Raw genomic sequence first — 22,458 nt, 5'->3', positions numbered from 1 at the left:
CATAAGCTTTTTCCGGAAATTTTTTTTATTCTCAAATACAGGTGTCGCACTATCGTTGCCATAAAGGTCAGTTATGAACGGAACCAAAGCCTAAAGCATGGCTGGTTAGTCATATTCCAGGCATTGAGTAGAACATGACAAGACTGGTCGTCATAATGTTGAGCCTTTAGTCGAAGCTACGGGAGTCGGTTAGTTCCATTTAGAAACTAAACCACTCAGCACGTAGCTATTGCTAACGAGATGAGATATCCCACTGATTTTAATACCTTCTATTCGATAGTCGTTCAAAATCATTTATTTGCGCTTATTATGGGAAATTTGCATTTATTATGGGAATTGACAGAACCACCACCAACCAGTGCGGCCGCCGAACAACTATGATGCGGTGCTCGGCAACTTCGCTGACGCCAGTGCTTAGGTTCAAAGGGTTGACCACTTACGGATCGCAACGCTGCCACTTCCAGCGCCTGAGTTTCTGACAGCGCGGGCAGTAACCCTAGCAAGCGCTGCGCCAGCATGGTTTTGCCGGTGCCAGGCGGCCCCACAAAGAGTAAATGATGCCCACCTGCCGCCGCTAATAACAGCGCACGTTTCGCCTGCTGCTGCCCAACAACATCGGCAATATCGCCAAAGTAGTCATAGTCTTTTTGCTCGGCCAGCGGCTTGATAAATGGCAACGGATGCCGCCCATGAAGATGCTCATAAACATCGGCCAGGCTAATACCTGCTACACATTCTTGTTGTTTCAGCACGCTGGCTTCGGCTTGATTTGCCTGCGGAATAACGGCTTCGCGACCTTCATCGCGACAGGCGATAACGGCTGGAAGCACTCCCGGTACCCCGCGTAAATCACCGGTTAAAGTAAGCTCGCCATAAAATTCACGACCTGCAACCGCAGCTTCAGGGAGCTGGTTTGAAGCCACCAAAATGCCAATGGCAATAGCGAGATCGTAGCGCGCGCCCTGCTTGGGAACATCGGCAGGCGCCATATTTACCATTATTTTAGTGGCCGCAGGAAAATCGAAGCCAGCGTTTACTAAGGCCGTTTTCACCCGGTCACGGGCTTCCCGTACCGAAGCTTCGGGCATTCCTACAATAGTAAAAGCTGGTAAACCGTCGGATAGGTTCACTTCTACGGTTACTTGCGGCGCGCTAATACCCTGCACCGCTCTGGTAAACACCGTTGCGAGTTTCATGCCACATCCTTGTTGGCTAAAACTACCAGACTAAATAGTTTGCCCCAGCCAAACTAGCGGTGAAAGGATGCTTCTTCTGTAGCTATTTGCCGACAGCGCAGCTCGGACTAGGTGTTCGCAAACTCAACGATCTTCGCAATCACAGAGTCAGCCTTTAGAACTCGGCGATGCCCAAAGCCAATCGTGCTCATACACTCTCCGGCAGGAATGGCCTTAGCGAGCGCATGTCCCTCATCGTGTGGAATCTCTTTGTCTGCATAATCATGTATAACCAAGGTTTTTGCTGTTATCTGTTGGCCTGCAACAAGTAAGTCCAGCTCGCTAACCGGACGCTTCACATAGTCACTCACATAACTTATAAAAGCCTGTTGGTGTGAACCCGGCAAGCCGATAAATTGGCAAAAGCGCTGCAATACATTCTGAAATGATGATGGTGGTGCAATAAGTACCATTTTCTTTGGTAAGCTTAGGGTCGAATCGCCGGAATCAGCCCCAAGCGCAGCGGAAACGCCAGCCCCCATAGAATAGCCAACAAGCAAATCAATGTTGTCTAAACGCTTCGCCACTTCCTGCAAGCTATCTAAGAATTTAATTGGGTGCGACTCAGATTCTTTCGCACCTTTATGCCCAGGCGCAGCAATTGAGTGAACACTCCACCCCTTCGTGTATAGTTTCCGGAATAACGGCTGAAACTGCAGGTAGTTACCCTCCCAACCATGCAGAAACACCGCTGTTTTATTACCCCCATACCAACTGTATAACATGCCGCCGCTAGCCAGGGGTGAGGCCTCAGGATTTGGCAAGTCGTTAAGCTCTCGCAGTGGCTTATTGCTCAGGCGCGGCGTCATTAAAAGCTTACGCGCGCTTTCGCGGGCGCGCACCGGAAATAGTCGTGCGTAGCAATTGAAACCGAATCGGAATAATTTGAGCAACATAATTTGCCTACCTGTTTCTAAAATTCACATTTACTTTTTTAAATGCGCTTATACAATAACCAATATTAACACTGTTAACTTGAAAAAGGAAAGAACATGATTGTTTTATATATATTGCTCATAGCGATACCTGTATTCGAAGCCTGTCGAAGGCTGCTCACACCGCACTGGCAGTTTGCCTCTGAACTGACCTGGCAGCACAGTTTACGTCTGTCGGTAGCGGTTGTGTTTGTCACTACTGGCATTGCCCACTTCACCGAGTTGAAACACGACATGCTGGCCATGCTGCCCAGCCCGGTGCCAAAACAGATGTGGATTATTTATGCCACGGGCCTGCTTGAGTTTGCCGGTGCCATTGGCATACTTGTTCCCCGCTTCGCAAAACTCACCGGTATTTGTTTAATCCTGTTTCTTATCTGCGTGTTCCCGGCCAATATAAATGCGGCACTGAATGACATTCCATTTAATGATCGGCCAGCAACGCCCCTATTTTTACGTACCTTTATTCAGGCACTACTCATTGGTGTTATTTATGCTGCTATCAAAAAAACGAAAGCGAATTAACGCCCTGCAGCTTTTTCGCCTCGCAGTGTCATAACGACGCTGCTAGCCAGTGCCGCAACCTTGCCATCATCGCGAACGATCTGGCATTGGTAATGCGTAATAGTGCGGCCCGACTGCACGGGTCGCGCAATAGCCTTCAGTCGATTGGTCCAAACTGGCCGGAAGTAATTCATTTTCAGCTCAATACTAGTGAACGACTCGGTTTCACTCATTAAGGTAGAATGTGCGGTGCCTATTGCCGCGTCGGCCAATTCCGCCAGTAAACCGCCATGAACAGTTCCCTGCTGATTACCGTGAATGTCGGGGTCGGTATCCATTTCTATGGTCGCTATTCCCTCGCCTACGTCCACAATTCGCATTTTCAAGGTTTGCGATATGGCAGTTGGATACAGCATGTGGGTTTTATCGCCGGGTTGAAGATGGCCAGCAACCAGTTTGTTCAGGTAGTCGAGCACTGACAGTGTTTTTCCACTCATAACGTAAATTCCTCAACTGGGGTTTTAAAGAACACTTCAGCCAGGGGCATGAAAATCATATCGGTACTACCGAAGTCATCCACATACTGCGAAATCATGGCGGTAAGCTGACCGCGATGATGCGTTTGATGATTAAACAAATGAAATAACAATAACCCGAGTGGTAGTGATTTTTGCTTGCCAGATTGCATGCTGTTGTAAGTTACGGATTCGTCTAAATCGGATTCACTTAAGCCTTCAACGAACTGGCTGAGCTGCTGTGATAGTGCGGTGTGAGCCAAGTGCAAGGTTTCGAAATCACTGAATACTTCATCGCCCAGCGACTTACCAACGCGAAGAACGCTGTCATTACAGCGCGAGAGCCATAAGGTATCTACCAGGTAAATATGATTAAAAGTGCCGTGAATAGACTTAAAAAAAGCACCAAGATCGCGCTTACGCTGACTGTCGGTTAATTCTGTGCAGATTTCATAAAGCTGATGATTCATCCAAATATTGTACTGGCTCTTAAATTTTAAAATTTCACACGTGGTCATAACTACCGGCTCCTGCATCTATTTGTTGCTTACTTAACCTTAAGCCCCAGTTGCGACTTCGCTGCAATCATGTTGCCAAGCAACTCAATTTTCGGTAATTCAAGACTAGGACTAAGCGCCCGCGCAATGCGTGCAATCTCCAGGTTCAAGAACTCTATTTCAGTAGGCCGGCCGGTGTTTATGTCTTGCAGCGTGGAAATGTAGAGCCCATCGGAGCGACTGCTAATAGTCATGATTTGGGTCATTAGCTCGGCTTCATCCAGATCGATGGCAAGCTTGCTGAGCAGCAGCAAACATTCCTGCACAAGCTCACGCGCCAACTGTGCTGCACTGGTGTCGCGAACAAAGATGCCATTATCGACACCCAGCAGCGGGCAAATGGAGTTAAAGGCCACATTTACTATGGTTTTCTTCCAAACTTCACGATGAATGTTTGGCTGGCGACAGAATGGAAACTCGTCGGTATGAAGCTTGGTTATGCAGCTAGACAGTTCAAATTCATTGCCATTTACTATGCCTACGGGCGACGGCCTTACCGGCGTTACGCTGAAATCATATTCGGAATAAGACTGACTGGTTAGGTACAGTACACAGCGATAAATATTGGTAAAACCGGCATCAATAAATGCCTGCTCAACACCAATGCCATTTTGCATCACTATAATAGGGCCCTTAACCGATTTTTCTTTCAGAGCATCGGCAATGGTTTTATTGGCGTACGACTTAGAAGCAATAACCACGATGCCATCAAGTTTTGGCAGCTTATTTAACGAAATGGTTTTTACTGCAACACTTACCGGACGGCCATTGTGATGCATAGTAATCGCCACCACACTGGACGAAATATCGCTGCGACTGCTACGCACAGCAATCACCGAGCGACCGGCAAGAGTTAAGCAAGCCGCCAGGGGGAAGCCGATAGCACCAGCACCAATCACGTAAACGGGCTTTTCTTCTGTTGAACTCACAAACTCATACTCCTGCACCTAGTTCCATTACACAGAACTGATAATGATTTGGAATTTGTCACACCGCTTGCTAACCACTTCAACTTCAAACTTATAGCCTCTGGCTAAATAGCTTTTTAAGGTTTGATGGTGATTGGCAACTCCACCTAATAGCTTTCCATGCCGAAACACTGCTACTACCTGCAATGGACCGACTTTATAAAACCCTAAATTCAGTGCGTCACCGACCTCTAAACTTGCCGTTTCTGTTAACGACGGCGTACTGATGTAAGTTCTGATTTCCAGATTCCCTCCGAACTTGCTGCGTTCCCTTGCTTCAGCACTTGCCATAAGCCCAGGGGGCGGTTCTGTAGTTTGCTGACCTGACATCATATGTCTCCCGAGTAATCAGGCCATTCAGATTTCGAACTCGAACACCTTAGCTCACCCTACCAATCTAAATACCTGCAGGCGCATCCACCAATGAGTTGCACCGTGAATTGACAGGCTAGTTGCTTACACTTAATCTATACAGATACAGACAACCAATGAAATGACCAGCACAGATGAACACAGAGCCGTCTGCGCCGGTAACCTTTGCGGGGTATCGCCATGTCGTTTTTGTATCAAGAACTCGCCGACGAGCTGAAAGCTGAAATTGTGAATGGCCATTATCTGTCCGGTGACCGGCTGCCCGGTATCCGCCGCATGAGCATTCACCGCAATCTGAGCATAGCCACGGTGCTAGCGGCCTACCGACAATTGCAGGATCACGGTTATCTGGAAACCCGCCCCAAGTCCGGCTTCTTTATCCGCGCCCGCGCTGACATTAAAACCATTAAGCAAAGCGATTCGAATAAGCAGGCCCAACCCTGTGCAGTAGAAGGGCAAGAAATGGTTATGGCGATGGCGAAAGCCGCCAGTGACCCGCGTGTTATTAAGCTGGGATCGGCCATTCCCGCGTCCGCATTTTTACCGCTGCGAGGTATTGAGAAGTCACTTGCCAAAGCGATTCGTACGCAACGCCGTTTGGCCAGCTACGAAATGCCCGCCGGAGCCCCCGAATTAAGGCAACAGCTGGCTCGTCGAATGGCTGAAACAGGCGCTATGGTGACGCCGGACAATATTCTGATTACTAACGGTTGTCAGGAAGCGCTAACGCTGGCACTGCGCGCCACCACTAAACCCGGCGATATAGTAGCTATTGAGTCACCGACTTTTTATGGTGTGCTACAAGTTATTGAATCGCTGGGTTTGAAAGCCCTTGAAATACCGACTCACCCAACCGAAGGAATTGCCGCCGACGCTTTGCAGGTAGCACTGGAAAACTGGCCGGTAAAGGCTTGCGTTATTGTGCCGAATTTTAGTAATCCGCTCGGTTATGTCATGAGCGACTACCGCAAGAAAGCTATTCTGAAACTATTGAAATCCAAACAAGTTCCGTTAATTGAAGACGACAGCTTTGGTGATCTTGGTTTTAATGGCCCCCGGCCATCGAGTTTTCTTGGATTAGATGACACCGCAGATGTTTTGTATTGCAGCGGTTTCGCCAAAACAATAGCACCCGATCTGCGGGTTGGCTGGCTTACCTCCAACCATCGTCAGAGCAAGCTGGAGTTTTTAAAGTTCACCACCAATTTAGCCTGTCCATCGGTTACCCAGCTAGCCGTTGCCTATTTTTTGGAGTCGGGAAAGTACGATCGCCACCTGCGTCAGGTTAAAGGTGAATACGAACGTGCCCTGAACAGAACGCAGCAGTTGCTGGAAGAGTTTTTCCCTGATGAAATTCGCGTTAGCAAGCCGCAAGGCGGCTATGTGCTTTGGCTAGAACTGCCGGAACACATAGATGCCGTAATGTTGGCTGGGCAAGCCCTCGACAAAGCCATTTCCATTGCACCAGGTCCAATTTTTTCACCCACCGGCAAGTTTAGAAACTGCTTGCGAATATCCTTCGCAAGCGCCTGGGAAGCCGAGTTCCGCACTGCTATGAAAGCTCTTGGAAGTTTAATTACCCGCGCGAACCGGAGCCGATCGGCATCTGTGGCCTGAATTCACACTTTGGCTCATCAGTGTAGTCACAGCTAAATTCACAGCTGTGCATAGCTTATGCTCTGCAAGTGTATCTATTCTTTGCCCAACACCAAACGTACTCTCGTTAATCCACAAGTGACTAGCCTCAGCAGAGGCTTTAGCGAGGATACCCATGATACATTCAGCGACAGTTTCCAAAGTAATGGCTACGCCACCTGCAGACCCCGATGAGAGTCAGCTCTATTTTGCCGCTAAATTGCAATTTGAAACCGACTGCGCGGATGTTTATGAAGCTTATCAAACCGGCAACGTCGACTTCATTTTGCTCGACGTTCGCAGTAAAAAGTCATTTGAACAATATCACTTGCCGGGCGCAAAAAATTTTCCTCGTAGTGAACTAAGTCGTGCCGAACTTCAGATGTTACAAACCGGGCACGAAGAACGCTGCTTTGTTGTTTACTGTGCCGGAACTCACTGCAACGCAGCAGATAAAGCCGCCGCAGCCATTGCCGGATTTGGCTTTAGAGTAAAAATCATGCTTGGTGGTATTGAAGGTTGGGAGCGCCAGCGCTACCCTTTTGATGGCAAGCTGGCGCATGCACTGGCCTTTCCAGAACTATAGCTGAGCATAATGGAGTATGTAGCACTGCATCCATTCTCTAACAGGCGCGTCTTGGTTGGTGACTATCACCAACGAAAGGCACTAGTAATGGAATCTGTATTAAAAAGCCATGACTATAAAGTCGTGATTATTGGCGCCGGGCCAGTTGGCCTTGCCGCCGCAGCACATCTCGCCAAACGCGGTATGTCATTTATGGTTATTGAGCGAAGCGATCGTGTTGGCGGACACATGGAAGAATGGGAGCATGTAAAGCTATTCTCCCCCTGGCAATATAACCTTGATCAAACCGCTGTGGAGCTACTGCAGGCGTCAGGCTGGGAAGCGCCCGATGAAAACGACCATCCTACTGCAGGTGAGTTTTATCAAGCCTATCTGGAGCCTCTAGCGCAATTACCTGAAATAGCACCTTTCATTCACTACGAAGAAACGGCTGTCGCTATTTCGCGTGAAGCCTTCGATAAAGTAAAAGTAGTTAACCGCGAGCAAGCTCCTTTCGTAATAAAAACCCGAACCTCGGGAGGTGCCTGCAAGGAATATCTGGCCGCAGCTGTTATTGACGCAACCGGCACCTGGGGTCAACCAAATCCTATTGGTGCGAACGGCCTGCCTGCGGACGGCGAAGATGATGCTGCCACCTATATCAGTTACGGCATGCCCAATTTGGCTCACGAATCACTTTGGCTAAAACGTCGTGTGGCGGTAATTGGTTCCGGCCATTCTGCCGCCCACAATCTGATTTCACTGGCAAAAGCCGCCGGCTCCAGAAACGACCTTGAACTGTTCTGGATTTTGCGTGGTAATGATACCCGTCGGGTTTTCGGTGGTGGTATTAACGACGAACTGCCGGAGCGAGCTCGCCTTGGTAAACAATTACAACAGCTGGTTGAAAGTGGTCGCTTGAAAGTTTTAACTGACTTTAAAGTGTATGCCGTTTCTGAAGCTATTAACGGCGTGTATCTGGCCGCAACGACAGCTTCAGGCGACTTTACCGAACTAAGCGTCGATCACGTGATTGTTGCCACCGGCCAACGCCCCGATTTAACCATGAATCGTGAGTTACGAGTTGATTTAGACCCGGGCCTTGAATGCGTTCGCAGTCTTGCGCATATGATAGATCCGAACTTCCATCACTGCGGCACCATTGCTCCCCACGGAGCCAGAGAACTAAAACAACCGGAAGCGAATTTTTTTATTGTCGGGAATAAGAGCTACGGGCGCGCACCAGGATTTTTAATGATTGTAGGTTATGAACAAGTTCGTTCTGTGGTTGCCTACCTGGACGGTGATTTCGACGCAGCTTTTGATGTGAAGCTATCCTTGCCTGCTACTGGAGTTTGTAGTTCCGAAGATAACCCCAACTGCTGTCAGACGGTTGATGCAACCACTAACTCCTGTTGCTAAATTTATTATTGGTAAAAAAAAGGCATGAGCAGTGCTCATGCCTATGCCAATTTAATAACAGCATCAATTTGCACTTTCGCGCCTAGGGGTAAACCTGCAACCGCAATGGTTGTTCTAGCCGGATATGGCCTAGAAAAGTGAGCACCGTATAATTTATTCAAACAATCAAAATTCTGATAATCGCGTAAATAAATACAAATGCGAAGAACGTTTTTTTCAGTTACGCCAACCTCTCTTAGTAATACTCGTAAGTTATTTAGGGTGCCCAGAAGTTGTTGCTCGAAATCCTCGGCCTGCAATAAACCGGATGTTGGGTCCTGAGCGATAATTCCTGAAATAAACCCCAGCCCCTGGTCTTCAACATAATGTGAAAATGGGGCTGAGGATTGAAATAACTTTCTGCTAAATACATGCTTCACTGCAGCACCTCTGAACCAAGCACATTAGTCTACCGACAACACAACTTTTACGTCACCAGTAGCATTCTCACTGCTAATGTAACCAATGATATTCGGATTGCTCTTCACCAAATCAATAACTTCCTGATCGGAATCAACCTCTTTCGGTGGCGTTCCTTTACCGGTAAACAGAAGTTTCGACCAGTGTGCTTTAATTTGACTGGACGAACGCCCCAGTACTTTTTCGTCAAATACAGCACGCACAGCAACATCTTCGGTAAGATTCACCGGAACCGCAGTGCGCCCGTCCGGAAAGGTTTTACTGCGCCCGGTAAATAGCCGGGTTACGTCGTCCGCCGTTAAGCTAAAGCTATTGGAAGGATGAACAATGACACTGGTTCCGGCTTGAGCCTGAAAGGTCAGCAAAGTTAAGATTATCAAGCTTACTAGTTTTGACATGGTGTCCCCTTAAAAAACCAGATCGATACCGAAAGTTAAAAGCTGGTTTTGTTCATTGGTAATTTTGTTATCAGAGTGCGTCAGTTGAACTTTAAACGCAGCCGAAGAATGAAAGTCATAGCGCATACCTAAGCTCCATGCTTCTCGGTCCACTGCGAGGCTATCTATAAGCCCCGCCAAATCTGAGTAAAACGGCGCCGTTTGAGGTACGTCAGCATATATCTCTCTCTTGGCGGAATCGTCGCGCTTTTCGTACGAAATATAAGGAGTGAATGATTCCATTCGGTGCCCCAGCGAAACATAAAAACCAGTTTGTTCAGGTACAAAAGAATTCTCGAAGGTCACATTGGTAAGCTCACTAACCAGAACCCAGTCATACTTGTCGAGGGTAACGGCTAACCCATTAAAATCGGAGTGGCTATCATCAAGTAAAAGGTCGTCAGCTAAACTAGCGTAGCCGATTCCTCTTAGCATTTCGGTAAAACCATTCAACTCAGGATCTGATGCTGTCAATTCGCCACCTAAGTGCGCCAGACGAACCGTAAAGAAATCTCGGTTTAGCTCCCAGATAATGCCGTAACCACCTCGAACCTTCCCATCAACTTTACGACCAGCGATTTCTGGTCTCCCATCATTACTGCCAGCAGTAAGATGTAGGGTTGAATCGAACCCCATTAGCTGAGATGTGTAGTACAGCGACACGCCGTCAAGGTTGGTGAAATTGAGGTTGTACACAGACTGCGGCACTCGCACCCAGTCATACGCATAGCCAACATCAATGAAGTCGGTGTATTTATAGAATGGCGTTCGAATTCGACCAGCATTAAACTTGAGATTGTCGGTTATTCGATAAGATATATAAGCCCACTCAAGATTCGTTTCATAGCTTTCGCTACCTCTACCAACTAGCTGAGCCGTTACCGAAAGATCTTGTTGTAAATCGGCCCCAAACTGCAGTCCCACCAGAGTTTCATGTCGCCAACTCAACTCATCTTCATATTTATAAAGTGTTTCACCGCTTCCAAGCGTTGTTCCTGCTTTCACCGATGCAAATCCATTAAATCTTATATCTGCGTTGGCTTTGCTGCTAACTCCCAGCGAAAAACCGATGATTAGTGTGTATATAAGCAATCGCATTTTCTTACCCTCTTTATATGATGATCATAATTTAATCAGAAGGTTTTACCGATGCAAGTAGAAAATTTTGAGCTGTATTGCGCTCCAAAATAGCCGCTAGCCGTTGCTACAAAGGCGATTGAAACGGATCGAGCTTCGGTTATACTTACCAGTACAGCTTGTTAAAAAACTTGAGGTTCAGTTGCGGTATTCCAAAGATCACAAGGCCAGAACCCGGCAACATATACTGGAAGAATCGGCCAGCAGCTTTAAGGAAAACGGCGTAGACGGCACCGGCGTAAGTACGCTGATGAGCCGCGTAGGGCTTACGCACGGCGGCTTTTACGCGCACTTCCCGTCGAAGAACGCGCTGGTTCTGGAAGCCGTAACCTTGAGCTTCAATCAGGTTCGTGAACGCCTGGCTACCAAGGCCGACGCTGAGCCCGATGCTACGGCCCAACTGATCGCATTGATTGAGCAATACCTTGCGGTTGAGCATCGTGACACTCCTGCCCAGGGTTGCGCTGTTGGTGCGCTGGCAAGCGACATCGCCAGACTACCCGCTGACCTCAAAGCTCAGTTTTCAAGCCATGTACAAGCTTGGCTGAATGATTACGCCGAACGCGCCGGCGACGCGCGACTGGGTCATCTTATCGTTACCTCTATGCTCGGAACTATTCAGCTAGCGCGAATAGTCAGCAATGACGAATCTATTGCGTTGTTAAATGAAACACGCGCGACTCTGATCGAGCTGGTACGAAACAGAAGCGCGGGCTAGCCCGGTGTAGCGGTTTTTTACACACTCCCTGTACCTATATTTAGACCTTTCAAACACTTAACTTCGAAATCTTAAAGTTTGGTTTGTGAGGCGTTGCGAGTGTTAAACCACTTATCCATTTTACAAAAAATTTGGCTTATCATTGCTATGGCCGCCGTAGCTTTTGCTTGCGTGGTAGGCTCATCCATCGTTTTCACCATGAAAAGCAACACCGGACTGGCGCTGGTGAAAGACCAGATGTACGACGTTTCTATGTTGGCTTCTCAAATCAAAGTTGAATTCAAATCAGTTGACGAGTTTTTTACTCAAGCAGTGACCTTATCCGACCCGGATTTGCTGAATAATGCCAAAGAACGCAGCAGTTATCTGGCCAAATTAATTCAGCAGGTTACTCAAATTGACCCCAGTTATAGTCAGCTCACTAAGTCCAATCAGGTGCTGGAAACCTATACCCAGCTGTCCTCCCGAATTGCATCTTCATTTGTTGATGGCACCGTTGACTTCAACACCGTTGGTAAAAACATAGAGCACAAAACCGAGCTTTTTAATCAGTTGACCCAAGCCTTCGACGACTTTGACCAGCATGCGCATGCCGCCTTTGAGCAGGAGCTAAACGAAATAACCGAGAATATGCAAAGTGCCTTAACGGCCACCACAACTATTGGTGTGGTCTTGGTGTTACTAATCGCTGTAACCGGCCATTTTATCGGTCGTTCTATTGTTGCGGTGGCAAACTCGTTGGTCCGCTCCCTGCATGAACTTGCCACCGGCACCGGGTCGCTGTCGGTACGCTTAACCATTAACAGTAACGATGAACTTGGCCGCGTTGCGGAAGAATTCAATGCTTTTATCAGCCTGTTGCAAAACTCTTTCGGAGATATTACTCAGCTGATAGAACCGCTAAGAGATAGCGCACAGAACCTTCGTCAGGGGATGGACTCATTGAATCAGATGACAGACCATCAGGCGGAAGAAGTGCAGCAAGTGGCTAAAGCCATGCTGGAAATGCAAAGTTCGGTGACCGAAATTAGTGAATCCGCACACGAGGCTTCTGACCGCGCTGAGAACGCGAAATCTGTTGCCGGCACCGGCTTAGCCAAAGCGAACAAGTCGGTTTCTCATTCACGCTCACTAACTGAACAAATGGAAACCGCCGGACAAGTTATTCATAAGCTGTCAGAGCAAACCGGTCAGGTCACCGACATTCTGAAAAATATTAATGACATTGCCGACCAAACCAACCTGCTGGCCTTAAATGCGGCTATTGAAGCAGCTCGTGCAGGTCAGCATGGCAAAGGCTTCGCGGTGGTAGCGGAAGAAGTTCGCCATTTGTCATCAAAAACGGCGAGTTCGGTTTCCAACATACGCAACGTGTTAAATGAGTTGGTCAAGAACATCGACAGCACCGTGAGCATTGTTGGGGATGCTATACAAACTGCCAGCGAAAGCGCTCAACTGACCACCGATGCGGGTGGTTCTATTACCAGTATTAACCTTGAGATTGATGAAATTAATACTCTGAACACGCAAATTGCCGCGGCAACCCGCCAGCAATCAAGCGTTGCGGCCATGATAGTAAGTAATACGGAAAAAATGACGTCGTCGTTTAGTCAGGCGCAGGATTTATTGAAAGATGTTGAGTCAATTTCTGGCGAACTGAATAACCTTTCTCAAACACTTTCCTCGGTATCTTCAAAGTTCAAAGAGTAAGCTCACACCCCCCTTTGCTTGCGAGCTTCACTTTGCGAATTGAAGTTGCGATTGTTGCTCGGAGTTCAGACGAACCACAGCGTCTAATTGAATCTTCGCACTCAGCGGTAATGAAGAAACCAGCACCGTGGCGCGTGGAACTTTAAAGTAGTTTGAATAAAGCTGATTGAGTTCTTCCAAGTGAGAATAGCCGCACAGCTGAATACAGGTACGTGAAATGTCCTGGCTCGACAAACCGAGCTCAGCTAGCAAGGCATTTAGGTTATGAAAAGTTTGTTCAACCTGCTCTGAGAAGTCACCAGAGATTAGTTCTCCGGTATCCGGATGCTGCGCAATAACCCCTGAGATAAAGCCAAGACTGCCCTCCTCTATGTAATACAAGAACGAACTGCTGGATGGAAAAAGCTGCTGACTGAAGGGATGTTTCATCGCATTTCTCCTGATCAGGTCATAGAATGGTTGTATCTTTTTTAGTCGTTTTCTAACTGACGCTGTACCTCAGGAAAAGACGCATCTGTGTATAGAAGTAAGATTTTGTAGTCGTATGATGAAACCAAGCTTGCATCTTTTTTGCGTCTTTTTGGTCTTGCTCAGGAACGTGAAAGCCACCTAACAAGAGGAATGCACCATGTCACACGCACCAGATAAAAGCCCATCAAGCGCTGATCAACAATCACCGCAAACACCGGTGTCAGGTTGTTGCACCCCAGCTAAACAAGAGAGCTGTTGTGCGCCCACTGAAAAAGCTCAGTGCTGCGGTAGCCAACCAGCGAAATCAAAAACTGGCGGCTGCGGTTGTCAGTAACGATTAGACGCCGGGCTATTTAGGCCCGGCGCCTTATCAGGAGTAACGGTATGAGAATTGAAGAGAAACTCTGGCAAGATCACAGTCAGGCGCTGCTAGCCTACTTAATTGCTAAAACTAAAAACGCAGATCTGGCTCAGGAAATTCTGCAAGACACTCTGGTAAAAGCATACGAGGCGCGAGACACCTTAAAGGATTTAGGTAAGTTCAAATCCTGGTTGTTTACTATTGCCAGCAATAAGCTGAATGACAGCTATAGGTATCAATCCCGATTTGAAACCTTTGATGAAGTTATTCATGATCAGGCCTTCGACGAGCCGCTTGAGCGCGAAGGCAATATCAGCCAGTGCCTGGCTTCCTTAGCACACAACTTACCGGATATTTATCGTGATGCGGTTATTTTGAGTGATTTAGAACGCCAAAAACAAAAGGATGTAGCTGAGCACTTACAACTTAGTTTGCCGGCCACAAAATCGCGGGTCCAGCGCGGGCGAAAGCTGCTTAAAGACGCTATTTTTAGTTGTTGTCCACTTACCTTTAATGCAGCAGGAACGCCGGTTGCCTGTCAGTCCGCTGGCTGCAACGCGCACTAATAAACATGGCAACCAACAAACAACAATGGCCGTTAAAGCAAAGCTTCTATTTCCAAAACCGGCTGGTGAAATGGGACTCGATAGGCGCTGGTGAGCCACTCATAGTGGTTCATGGAACACCCTGGTCTTCGTATAACTTGCGCTTTATTATTCGCGCCATGGCGCAGCACTACCGCGTATATTATTTTGACTTACTTGGCTTTGGCCAATCGGATCAAAGCGACCAGGATTGCTCGCTCGGTATTCAAAACGAATTACTCACCGCTCTTATTCAGCATTGGAAGCTTCAGAGCCCATTTATTATCGGACACGACTTCGGTGGTACTACGGCGTTGCGAACAGCTTTATTGAACCAACAAGAGTTTCGAAAAATAGCGCTCATTGATCCCGTGGCTATTCGCCCCTGGGGTTCTGATTTCTACAGGTTAGTGGCGGCACATGAAGACGTGTTTCAACAATTACCAGCGGCCATTCATAAAGGTCTGGTCAGGGCCTACATTGAAACTGCAGCATTTACTGAAATCAGCGCTGACGTTATTGACCACACGCTGTCATACTGGTCAACGGAACTGGGACAACCCGCCTTTTACCGCCAGATTAAGCAATCAAGTGAAACTTATACGGCTGAACTAGAAGATAAATTTTGTAATCTAGCTACCGAAACCTTGATTATTTGGGCTGAGCAAGACAGTTGGTTACCGGTTTCATACGCGCAAGAATTAGCGGGCGCGTTACCAAATGCCCGAGTTTCCTATATTGCCAATGCGGGCCATTTGGTTATAGAAGAAAAGCCCGCCGAGCTGGTGCAGAAGTTACGCCGCTTTTTCGCTAATTAGTTAGCGTTGATACTCCATATACGCCGCTGTCTTGTCTGCTACTTTCTTACCAAAAAAGCGCTCCACCACGTGAAATGCGCCATCAATGCCTGCCGAAATACCGCCTGTGGTAATGATTTTGCCAGTATCTACAAAGCGGGCTTCGCGATTAAGCTTAGCCTTTGGCGCTAACTCAGCAAGACTTTCATAAGCCTCATGATGAGTAACTACTTCAAGGCCATCGAGCAATTTCATTTTTGCTAATAAGCGAGCGCCGGTACAAATTGAAAGTACCGTAGATGCATGTTCGGCAAGACGAGTTAAATCTCGCAAAAGCCCTTGATGATTCATGGCTAACTTAGAGCCTGCACCGCCCGGAATAACCAGAACATCGGTTTTTTCAAGCTCTGATAACACATAGTCAGGAACAACCTTGAAACCATTTACGGCATCGTAAATACGCTTATCTTCGGCTACCAAGTTTACCCGCAGTTTGGTTTCGGGTGACAATTGGCCGGTAACCGCGAAAACCTCAAATGGCCCGGAAAAATCAAGTACTTCAGCACCATCGTAAATCAGAATACTAACCGTGCGATCCCTGAGCGGCTTATTCATAGGTTTCCACCATAGTGTCAATTTTGTTTGTCGATGCGAGCTTTTCAAAACCCAGCTTAGCCAAAAAATGCGCGTGCGAGCCTACTGCATGTTCAATATTTTGCATTGAACCAACAATGGCCTCAGTAAAACCGTCGCGCGGCGCGAATTTATTAACCCGCTGAATAACTTGCTTACCCAACTGGTGATGATTCAGGCCAATCACATCGAGCATAGCTCCACGTTGCAGCAAGGCGGCTTCCACAGTTTGGTCAGTAAAAGGCACAAAAGGATTCAGGTGATAGCTGATACTTTCATAAAGCGGAACGCGGCGTGAAGCCAGTTGAGAATGGCGTTCGGCAAAGTCATAGGCATAGCGCGCCCCAACAACCTGGAAGCCCGTACTTGTGCACTGACACTGATTGCTACTGGTTAAACCAACATCGTGAAGTAAGCATCCTGTATACAGTAGTTCAAAATCCGGCTGTTGGTTATGGTACTGGCCGAATAAACAGGCAAATAAGTAAGTTCGAATACAGTGAAACATAAGTTCCGGCGAGTAAATAGTTAGCGCTTCCATATGCGCGGCTTTGCAGAAGCTAGTATCCGGCGCCTTAATCGCATCGAAGTTTAACCGGGCAAGATTTTGCTTATCTAATCCCAGCTTTTGCCCTAGCCGGCTAAAAGCTTGCCCAAGCTGAGATTTTACCAACAACTGCAGCACCTTCAGCTTGTCCGAACCGCTCAAAATGCCATTCGAGTGCTCGCCCCAATCAAAAGAGCCAAGGTAAGGTTTCGCCATTATTGTTCCCTCAATAAACTTTTTATTTGCTAAATTTACACCGTTAAGTTTACACTGTAAATATATTTTCGGGTTAGGCGAGGAAAAACCCATGAATACATTACATCGATTTATTTGGCTGCTGGTACTGAGCAGCCTAACCAGCACTGCCTATAGCACGGACAACTCGAACAACCTGCAATCTGTTGCAATGCCGGTTGGTAGTTATCAACAGCAAGAATTCGTAAACATTAGTGCCCAATACACAGGTGTTATCGAAGCTAGTCGTGAAGCCAACCTTAGCTTTGAGTTTGCCGGTAAAGTCACGCAGCTGCATGTGGATGACTTTGCCCGGGTAGAGCGAGGGCAGTTATTAGCTGAGCAAGACGTGAGCGTGCTAGCTGAGCGCAAAGCTGGCATTGACGCAGCGCTGCGCCAGCAAAAATCTGAAACGGAACTCGCCCAGCGTAGCTACCAACGAGTAGCCAGCCTATATGCTAATAGCCGTGTATCGGAGCAAGAATTTGATAATGCCAATTACCGCTATCAGGCAGCATTAGATGCAGTAAGCCAACTGGAAGCCGAGCAGTCACAGTTACAGCTGGAAATTGCAAAAAAGAAACTGTACGCGCCTTTTTCCGGCGTTATTACCAAACGTATTACCAATAACAATGAGTTTGTTGCCAGTGGGCAGACGGTATTTCAGCTTGTTGATCCGCAGGATTTACGCGCTCGAATAGGTTTACCCAGTCAGCTGTACCAGCGCTTTGAGTTCAAGCAGCCGGTAAAACTTGATGCGGATGGCCTTAAGCTTACCGGCCGCTTAATGGGTCGCGACATTCAGCAAGCGCAGCACAGCCGCACTATCGACTTACTCTTTCAGCTTGAACCTGCCCCGGTTTACCCCGGCCAGCTAGTTCGGGCAACGGTCACCAATCGGCTGGAAGAAGCTGGCTACTGGATACCTTCCACAGCGCTGACTTCTGAAGATAAAGGTCGCTGGGTCATTTATTTGCTGGACGAACAGCAACGCATTCATCCGTACGCTGTAAAAGTACTACATATGGAACACGAGCAAGCCTATATCCAAGGTGACCTGCCCCGTGAGATTGTCATCATTGAGGCAGGTTTAAATAAAGTAGTACCCGGCCAGCACATAACGGCTGTAGGCCTACACCCATGATCGCCCTGATGTTCTATCGGCAGTGGCGCTACCTGGCTCTGTTGATTGTGATGCTTGCGGTGGTTGGTTATACCTCGCTCAGTTCGGTTGGCCGTCAGGAAGATCCAACCATTACCAACTTGTTTGCCACTATTGTTACCAGCTTTCCCGGTGCAACGGCTTCTCAGGTAGAGGCCCTGGTTACTGAGCGTATTGAAACTGAGTTACGTGAAATTGACGAAATTCATGAAATTAACTCAACCTCGCGCCAGAATATTTCGGTAATTCAAATTGAGCTTTCTTCCTTTGTTCCCGCCGACACTATTGAGAGCATCTGGTCAGAAGTTCGTGATGCCATTGCTCAGGCACAGCCTGCCTTACCCGCCAGTGCATCAGCCCCGGTGTTTGATAGTGACCGAGCTGGCGCTTACACCAGCATTGTTAGTATTACGCCTAGCCGCTCGCAAGATATTGCGCTGGCTCAACGCTACGCCCTGAGCCTTCAGGATCAATTGCGACTGGTTCCTAACACTAAGCTGGTTCGTATTTTTGGGATGAATGAAGAACGCATTCGCGTTGCCGTTGATTTGCAAAAGTTGCAGCAAGCCAACCTAACGCTGACTGATCTTGTTGGCATACTGGCACAACATGATATTAAGCAAAGTGCCGGTAAAGTGGAATCTGCTGGCTCCGACCTACTGTTGCAACCCGGTAATCAGTTTCAGTCGGTTAACGACGTTATGAATACCACCATTGCTGCTGCAACCAGCGGCCAAACGCTATTACTGGGCGATGTTGCCAGCGTAGAAAAAGGGCTTCGCGAGCCGTTGTCCCGTGCGGCTTATCATAACCAACAGCGCACTATTTTAGTGGGCGCTCGCATGCAATCTGACAAACAGGTTCATGTTTGGTCAGGCGCTATCAACAGCAGTCTTGAACGGTTCACCAGGCAATTACCAGACAATATCGAACTGGAAACTATTTTTAATCAAAACGACTACACCACTACAAAAATTAATGACCTACTGGCTAATCTGGCTATAGGTATTGTGCTGGTTATTGCCATTTTGATTGTCACTATGGGAATGCGGGTAGCGCTTATTGTTGCCAGTATTATTCCGCTGGCAACCCTGTTAAGCATGATTGTGTTCCGCTTTATCGACATGACGATTCATCAAATGTCCATTACCGGGCTTATTGTGTCACTGGGCTTGTTGGTTGATAGCGCTATTGTGATGACCGACGAGATTAAGAAAAACCTGAGCCAATTGACTGTACAGGAATCCATTCAAAAGGCCGTTGCCCGCTTGTGGATACCGCTTTCGGCCTCAACTATTACAACTATTTTAGCCTTTATGCCAATGGTGATGTTGCCCGGACCTTCCGGCGACTTCGTTGGTTCTATTGCCATTTCAGTCATAGTAATGCTGGTTGCATCACTGCTGTTATCACTCATCGTAACCCCGGCTATTGCAGGTCAGGTGCTAACACGCTTTCCAACACCACAACGCGAATGGCAATGGCAACAAACCATTGCATTGAAATTCCGCAACTCGCTGGTGTGGGCGTACTCTCACAAACGCAAATCCATACCGCTGGCGCTACTGTTACCTATTGCAGGTTTCGCGCTATTCCCCACTTTAACGGCGCAGTTTTTCCCGGGCGTAGACCGCGATCAATTTCATATTGAAGTACAGTTTAGTGAATTGTCCTCACTTACGGCGACCACGGAACAGTTGCAGCCGATACTGGAATACTTAAACCAAACCGAGGGTGTAAAGGCTGTCAGTCATATTGTTGGCGAGAGCTTTCCGGCGTTTTACTACAATATTCGTAGTGGGAAGGACAACACCCCTAGCTACGCGCATATTTATGTACAAACTGAAGATGCTGAGGCCACTGGGCAGCTAGTGAAACGTTTACAACCCGAATTGGCAACCCGCTTCCCTGCTGCCCAGCTGCTGGTTCGTAAACTGAACCAGGGCCCACCGGTTGATGCGCCTGTTGAAATTCGCGTTACCGGCACCGACTTGCACATATTGCAGCGACTGGGTGACGAACTGCGCCTGCGGTTGGCAGGCATCGAATCAGTCACCTCCACTCGAGCCTCATTAACTGCAGGCGCCCCCAGCTACCAGTTAGATATTGATGCCGCTTCGGTACGAGCATTACAACTAACGCCCGCCGAAGTGTCGGAGCAAGTTCGTTTGGCAACTATTGGCGCCCCGGCCGGCTTCATTCTGGAAGATACCGTACAAGTGCCGGTTTGGCTTAAGTCCAATGTCAGAAATCGCGAATCTATTATCAATATACTTAGCTTACCCATACAAACACCCGCTGCTGGCACAGTCCCGCTGGAAGCCATAGCGTCGGTAACGGTAACCCCTGCTGACGGTGACATCACCCGATTAAACAGCGAACGAGTGAATATTGTGCAGGCATTTATTGATACTCAGGTATTACCCGATGTGGTGTTTCAACAGGTTCAGAAGTCACTGGAGTTGAATCCACTGGCGGTGCCGGCGGGTTACGAAATTAGCTTTGGGGGTGACGCGGGTGAACGCGCTGAAACACTTCGCAATCTGGTAGCAGTGCTAGGCCTGGTTGTTTCTTTAACCGTGATAACTATTGTCATGACGTTTAACAGCTTTCGGGTGTCGGCTATTGCGCTGTTGGTGTGTTTACTGTCGGTGGGCTTAAGCCTGCTAAGCTTGATTGTTCTGCGCTACCCGTTTGGAATACAGGCCATTATTGGTCTTATAGGGGCCATTGGTGTTTCCATTAACGCAGCTATTATCATTCTGACATCACTACAAGCAGCCGCGGCCAATCAGCGTTTGCAGGTTCACAACGTGGTACAGGAAGTAATGCATTCGTCTAAACATATTACCTCCACCACGCTTACCACCTTCTTTGGTTTTCTGCCGTTAATTTTAGGCGGTGGAGCATTTTGGCCACCATTTGCTGTGGCCGTAGCCGGAGGTGTGTTACTTTCAGTATTACTGTCCTTTTACCTGGTGCCCTGTCTGTTTATACTTTTGGCAGGCAACCAACAATCCCAATCTTCCTAAGAGGCTGGCGTAACATTGAAAAGTCCTTATCATCACGGCAATTTGAAAGAAGCGTTATTAATTGAAGCCGAGAAAATCCTCGTGAATGAGGGCATGAAAGGTCTGACCCTGCGTGCCCTAGCGAAAGCTGCCGGCGTTAGCGCTACGGCGCCTTACAATCATTTCAATAACAAGGATGCGTTGTTAGAAGCTCTGGCCACAGAGGGTTTCATTCAATTACGTAAATATATTGATGAGTCGTTGCGCAGTAGCTCAGCAGAGTTAAAGGCCGAGCGTATTGCATTGGGATACATTAACTACGCACTGGAACACCGGCAGCTATTTCGTTTGATGTTTGGTAACGAGCTATCGCAAATGACTGCGTCGACTGAACGAGAAACTGCTGGCCGGCTGAGCTTTGAACCTATTCAGCACGCCGTAGGTGAAGCTCTGCAACAGACCAACCCACACCAGCTAAATCACCATGCAACCACCCAAGGTGCCTGGTCACTGGTGCATGGGCTGGCAACGCTAATTATTGACGATAAGATAGATTTACCTGCCGAGCCGGCACTTCGTCAGGCCGAAATTCTAAAAGTTATTCGCCCATTCTCGTTAGGCGTTTATAGCCAAACGGAAACCAGCTAACGCCGGCTCTGGTAAAGGATTCCCTTACCAGTATTGCTCAACGGTAACGTTACCTGGTTTCCGGCGTAAGTTCTTCGGTAAGCCTTTCGCATCCAGAATCACTTTTGCGTCTTTAATCATGTCTGGATTTCCGCAAATCATAACCTGCGCGTCGCTAGTTAACTGATCACCAACTGCAGCCTCCAGTTCGCCGCTTTCAATTAAGGCAGGAATACGGCCGCGAAGCGCGCCTTCGCAGTCTTCTCTTGATACTACCGGCACATAGTTGAACTGCTTCGCATGACTTTGCTCCCAGGCTTCTAACTGCGCCCGATATGCCAGATCTGACGTATGGCGTACCGCATGCACTAAATGAATTCGTTTAAATCGTTGCCACGGAATGTCGGTTGCCAGCATCGATAAATACGGTCCTATGCCTGTACCCGACGACAGTAACCATAAGCTGTCGCCATCCGGAACTTCATTCAAGGTAAAGAATCCACTTGGCGGCTGACTAACCTGCACAGTTTGACCCGGTTGAAGGTGATGCAGTAGTGGTGACAGCTTGCCGCCTTCCACTCGCGTAACCAGAAAATCCAGCACCTCGGCATCAGGACCATTCACCAGTGAATAAGCTCGTTGTACACGCCCATCTTCGGTGGTAATTCCCAACCGAACAAATTGCCCGGCCACAAATTCAAACGGCGTGGTTCGCACCCGAACGCTGAATAATTCCTGATTCCAAGCATAATTCTCTACTACTTCTGCATCTAACCACTGTGCCACGAATGCTACCTCCACGGGACCATTTTAAGATATTGGATATTCGAAAAGACGCCTTTATGGTATGCTGGCGGCCTCT

24 protein-coding genes are annotated in these 22,458 nt (G+C 47.9%); 11 read left to right on the top strand and 13 right to left on the bottom strand.

The window, feature by feature from the left end; genetic code table 11:
- Positions 1 to 290 precede the first annotated feature (290 nt).
- Both CCE91_RS01180 and CCE91_RS01175 read right to left on the bottom strand, forming a co-directional pair.
- Positions 291 to 1,196 (bottom strand): magnesium chelatase domain-containing protein, encoded by a 906-nt coding sequence (locus tag CCE91_RS01180; protein WP_086433435.1) that lies wholly within the window; start codon positions 1,194 to 1,196, stop codon positions 291 to 293.
- A 107-nt stretch (positions 1,197 to 1,303) separates the two neighbouring features.
- Positions 1,304 to 2,131 carry an alpha/beta hydrolase gene (locus CCE91_RS01175; RefSeq protein ID WP_086433434.1) on the bottom strand — a complete coding sequence of 276 codons (828 nt, stop codon included), beginning with the start codon at positions 2,129 to 2,131 and terminating at the stop codon, positions 1,304 to 1,306.
- A 96-nt stretch (positions 2,132 to 2,227) separates the two neighbouring features.
- On the opposite strand from CCE91_RS01175, the gene CCE91_RS01170 reads away from it, so the two are divergent.
- A complete protein-coding gene (locus CCE91_RS01170; RefSeq protein WP_086433433.1) occupies positions 2,228 to 2,695 on the top strand; it encodes a DoxX family protein in 468 nt (155 codons plus the stop codon).
- Here the strand turns inward: CCE91_RS01170 and CCE91_RS01165 are convergent.
- The 4 genes from CCE91_RS01165 to CCE91_RS01150 are packed head-to-tail and all read right to left on the bottom strand — an operon-like array spanning position 2,692 to position 5,044.
- Positions 2,692 to 3,171 (bottom strand): PaaI family thioesterase, encoded by a 480-nt coding sequence (locus tag CCE91_RS01165; protein WP_086433432.1) that lies wholly within the window; start codon positions 3,169 to 3,171, stop codon positions 2,692 to 2,694. The two genes, CCE91_RS01170 and CCE91_RS01165, sit on opposite strands and share 4 nt — an antisense overlap.
- A complete protein-coding gene (locus CCE91_RS01160; RefSeq protein WP_157984151.1) occupies positions 3,168 to 3,707 on the bottom strand; it encodes a DinB family protein in 540 nt (179 codons plus the stop codon). Before CCE91_RS01160 ends, CCE91_RS01165 begins: the two co-directional genes overlap by 4 nt.
- Positions 3,708 to 3,736: 29 nt before the next feature.
- Positions 3,737 to 4,675, bottom strand: a complete 939-nt coding sequence (locus CCE91_RS01155) for a ketopantoate reductase family protein (RefSeq protein ID WP_159454928.1) — start codon at positions 4,673 to 4,675, stop codon at positions 3,737 to 3,739.
- A gap of 27 nt (positions 4,676 to 4,702) precedes the next feature.
- The gene (locus CCE91_RS01150) at positions 4,703 to 5,044 is read right to left on the bottom strand and encodes a hypothetical protein (RefSeq protein WP_126797188.1); all 342 of its coding nucleotides are present in this window, start codon (positions 5,042 to 5,044) and stop codon (positions 4,703 to 4,705) included.
- A gap of 222 nt (positions 5,045 to 5,266) precedes the next feature.
- Here CCE91_RS01150 and CCE91_RS01145 point away from each other — a divergent pair, with 222 nt between their 5' ends.
- The 3 genes from CCE91_RS01145 (at position 5,267) to CCE91_RS01135 (ending at position 8,708) form a co-directional block, all read left to right on the top strand.
- Complete coding sequence (locus tag CCE91_RS01145; protein WP_086433428.1) at positions 5,267 to 6,703, top strand: aminotransferase-like domain-containing protein; 1,437 nt, start codon at positions 5,267 to 5,269, stop codon at positions 6,701 to 6,703.
- 154 nt (positions 6,704 to 6,857) lie between these two features.
- Positions 6,858 to 7,307 (top strand): rhodanese-like domain-containing protein, encoded by a 450-nt coding sequence (locus CCE91_RS01140; RefSeq protein WP_198677996.1) that lies wholly within the window; start codon positions 6,858 to 6,860, stop codon positions 7,305 to 7,307.
- 87 nt (positions 7,308 to 7,394) lie between these two features.
- Positions 7,395 to 8,708 (top strand): FAD-dependent oxidoreductase, encoded by a 1,314-nt coding sequence (locus CCE91_RS01135; RefSeq protein WP_157984152.1) that lies wholly within the window; start codon positions 7,395 to 7,397, stop codon positions 8,706 to 8,708.
- 41 nt (positions 8,709 to 8,749) lie between these two features.
- Here the strand turns inward: CCE91_RS01135 and CCE91_RS01130 are convergent, their stop codons facing one another.
- From CCE91_RS01130 to CCE91_RS01120, 3 genes are read right to left on the bottom strand one after another with little or no spacing between them, the layout of a single operon-like run.
- Complete coding sequence (locus tag CCE91_RS01130; protein WP_086433425.1) at positions 8,750 to 9,127, bottom strand: RidA family protein; 378 nt, start codon at positions 9,125 to 9,127, stop codon at positions 8,750 to 8,752.
- 24 nt (positions 9,128 to 9,151) lie between these two features.
- Positions 9,152 to 9,565, bottom strand: coding sequence for a type 2 periplasmic-binding domain-containing protein (locus tag CCE91_RS01125; RefSeq protein ID WP_086433424.1), 414 nt, complete (start codon positions 9,563 to 9,565; stop codon positions 9,152 to 9,154).
- A gap of 9 nt (positions 9,566 to 9,574) precedes the next feature.
- Positions 9,575 to 10,702 (bottom strand): putative porin, encoded by a 1,128-nt coding sequence (locus tag CCE91_RS01120; RefSeq protein ID WP_086433423.1) that lies wholly within the window; start codon positions 10,700 to 10,702, stop codon positions 9,575 to 9,577.
- A 181-nt stretch (positions 10,703 to 10,883) separates the two neighbouring features.
- On the opposite strand from CCE91_RS01120, the gene CCE91_RS01115 reads away from it, so the two are divergent.
- Complete coding sequence (locus CCE91_RS01115) at positions 10,884 to 11,459, top strand: TetR/AcrR family transcriptional regulator (protein WP_157984153.1); 576 nt, start codon at positions 10,884 to 10,886, stop codon at positions 11,457 to 11,459.
- A gap of 99 nt (positions 11,460 to 11,558) precedes the next feature.
- Entirely contained in the window at positions 11,559 to 13,169 is a 1,611-nt protein-coding gene (locus CCE91_RS01110) for a methyl-accepting chemotaxis protein (protein ID WP_086433421.1), read from the top strand.
- A gap of 27 nt (positions 13,170 to 13,196) precedes the next feature.
- On the opposite strand, the gene CCE91_RS01105 is transcribed toward CCE91_RS01110, so the two are convergent.
- Positions 13,197 to 13,598, bottom strand: coding sequence for a Rid family hydrolase (locus tag CCE91_RS01105; RefSeq protein WP_086433420.1), 402 nt, complete (start codon positions 13,596 to 13,598; stop codon positions 13,197 to 13,199).
- 426 nt (positions 13,599 to 14,024) lie between these two features.
- Between CCE91_RS01105 and CCE91_RS01100 the strand changes: the two genes are divergently transcribed.
- A complete protein-coding gene (locus CCE91_RS01100) occupies positions 14,025 to 14,567 on the top strand; it encodes a sigma-70 family RNA polymerase sigma factor (protein WP_086433419.1) in 543 nt (180 codons plus the stop codon).
- A 5-nt stretch (positions 14,568 to 14,572) separates the two neighbouring features.
- Positions 14,573 to 15,403: an alpha/beta fold hydrolase gene (locus CCE91_RS01095; protein WP_086433418.1), complete on the top strand. Its 831-nt coding sequence runs from the start codon at positions 14,573 to 14,575 to the stop codon at positions 15,401 to 15,403.
- On the opposite strand, the gene CCE91_RS01090 is transcribed toward CCE91_RS01095, so the two are convergent.
- The gene (locus CCE91_RS01090; RefSeq protein WP_086433417.1) at positions 15,404 to 15,997 is read right to left on the bottom strand and encodes a DJ-1/PfpI family protein; all 594 of its coding nucleotides are present in this window, start codon (positions 15,995 to 15,997) and stop codon (positions 15,404 to 15,406) included.
- The gene (locus tag CCE91_RS01085) at positions 15,990 to 16,778 is read right to left on the bottom strand and encodes an HD domain-containing protein (RefSeq protein WP_086433416.1); all 789 of its coding nucleotides are present in this window, start codon (positions 16,776 to 16,778) and stop codon (positions 15,990 to 15,992) included. Before CCE91_RS01085 ends, CCE91_RS01090 begins: the two co-directional genes overlap by 8 nt.
- 91 nt (positions 16,779 to 16,869) lie before the next feature.
- Between CCE91_RS01085 and CCE91_RS01080 the strand changes: the two genes are divergently transcribed.
- Genes CCE91_RS01080 through CCE91_RS01070 form a run of 3 tightly spaced genes read left to right on the top strand, consistent with a single transcriptional unit; the run spans position 16,870 to position 21,617 of the window.
- The gene (locus CCE91_RS01080) at positions 16,870 to 17,940 is read left to right on the top strand and encodes an efflux RND transporter periplasmic adaptor subunit (protein WP_086433415.1); all 1,071 of its coding nucleotides are present in this window, start codon (positions 16,870 to 16,872) and stop codon (positions 17,938 to 17,940) included.
- Complete coding sequence (locus tag CCE91_RS01075; protein WP_086433414.1) at positions 17,937 to 20,990, top strand: efflux RND transporter permease subunit; 3,054 nt, start codon at positions 17,937 to 17,939, stop codon at positions 20,988 to 20,990. The genes CCE91_RS01080 and CCE91_RS01075 overlap by 4 nt, the downstream gene beginning before the upstream one ends.
- Before the next feature lie 15 nt (positions 20,991 to 21,005).
- A complete protein-coding gene (locus CCE91_RS01070; RefSeq protein ID WP_086433413.1) occupies positions 21,006 to 21,617 on the top strand; it encodes a TetR/AcrR family transcriptional regulator in 612 nt (203 codons plus the stop codon).
- Positions 21,618 to 21,641: 24 nt separating this feature from the next.
- On the opposite strand, the gene CCE91_RS01065 is transcribed toward CCE91_RS01070, so the two are convergent.
- Positions 21,642 to 22,382, bottom strand: a complete 741-nt coding sequence (locus tag CCE91_RS01065; protein WP_086433412.1) for a ferredoxin--NADP reductase — start codon at positions 22,380 to 22,382, stop codon at positions 21,642 to 21,644.
- Between the last annotated feature and the right edge of the window lie 76 nt (positions 22,383 to 22,458).

The organism is Pseudidiomarina planktonica, from assembly GCF_900177775.1.
Classification (GTDB): Bacteria; Pseudomonadota; Gammaproteobacteria; order Enterobacterales; family Alteromonadaceae; genus Pseudidiomarina; species Pseudidiomarina planktonica.
The sequence above is the reverse complement of the archived record's forward strand: the minus strand, read 5'-3'. Positions and strand labels throughout refer to the sequence as shown.

Coding starts and splice junctions, on each gene's coding strand:
- CCE91_RS01160 (WP_157984151.1), bottom strand. CDS start 3,707: ATGACCACGTGTGAAATTTTAAAATTTAAGAGCCAGTACAATATTTGG.
- CCE91_RS01135 (WP_157984152.1), top strand. CDS start 7,395: ATGGAATCTGTATTAAAAAGCCATGACTATAAAGTCGTGATTATTGGC.
- CCE91_RS01145 (WP_086433428.1), top strand. CDS start 5,267: ATGTCGTTTTTGTATCAAGAACTCGCCGACGAGCTGAAAGCTGAAATT.
- CCE91_RS01085 (WP_086433416.1), bottom strand. CDS start 16,778: ATGGCGAAACCTTACCTTGGCTCTTTTGATTGGGGCGAGCACTCGAAT.
- CCE91_RS01090 (WP_086433417.1), bottom strand. CDS start 15,997: ATGAATAAGCCGCTCAGGGATCGCACGGTTAGTATTCTGATTTACGAT.
- CCE91_RS01140 (WP_198677996.1), top strand. CDS start 6,858: ATGATACATTCAGCGACAGTTTCCAAAGTAATGGCTACGCCACCTGCA.
- CCE91_RS01170 (WP_086433433.1), top strand. CDS start 2,228: ATGATTGTTTTATATATATTGCTCATAGCGATACCTGTATTCGAAGCC.
- CCE91_RS01080 (WP_086433415.1), top strand. CDS start 16,870: ATGAATACATTACATCGATTTATTTGGCTGCTGGTACTGAGCAGCCTA.
- CCE91_RS01095 (WP_086433418.1), top strand. CDS start 14,573: ATGGCAACCAACAAACAACAATGGCCGTTAAAGCAAAGCTTCTATTTC.
- CCE91_RS01105 (WP_086433420.1), bottom strand. CDS start 13,598: ATGAAACATCCCTTCAGTCAGCAGCTTTTTCCATCCAGCAGTTCGTTC.
- CCE91_RS01075 (WP_086433414.1), top strand. CDS start 17,937: ATGATCGCCCTGATGTTCTATCGGCAGTGGCGCTACCTGGCTCTGTTG.
- CCE91_RS01120 (WP_086433423.1), bottom strand. CDS start 10,702: ATGCGATTGCTTATATACACACTAATCATCGGTTTTTCGCTGGGAGTT.
- CCE91_RS01175 (WP_086433434.1), bottom strand. CDS start 2,131: ATGTTGCTCAAATTATTCCGATTCGGTTTCAATTGCTACGCACGACTA.
- CCE91_RS01180 (WP_086433435.1), bottom strand. CDS start 1,196: ATGAAACTCGCAACGGTGTTTACCAGAGCGGTGCAGGGTATTAGCGCG.
- CCE91_RS01165 (WP_086433432.1), bottom strand. CDS start 3,171: ATGAGTGGAAAAACACTGTCAGTGCTCGACTACCTGAACAAACTGGTT.
- CCE91_RS01125 (WP_086433424.1), bottom strand. CDS start 9,565: ATGTCAAAACTAGTAAGCTTGATAATCTTAACTTTGCTGACCTTTCAG.
- CCE91_RS01100 (WP_086433419.1), top strand. CDS start 14,025: ATGAGAATTGAAGAGAAACTCTGGCAAGATCACAGTCAGGCGCTGCTA.
- CCE91_RS01150 (WP_126797188.1), bottom strand. CDS start 5,044: ATGTCAGGTCAGCAAACTACAGAACCGCCCCCTGGGCTTATGGCAAGT.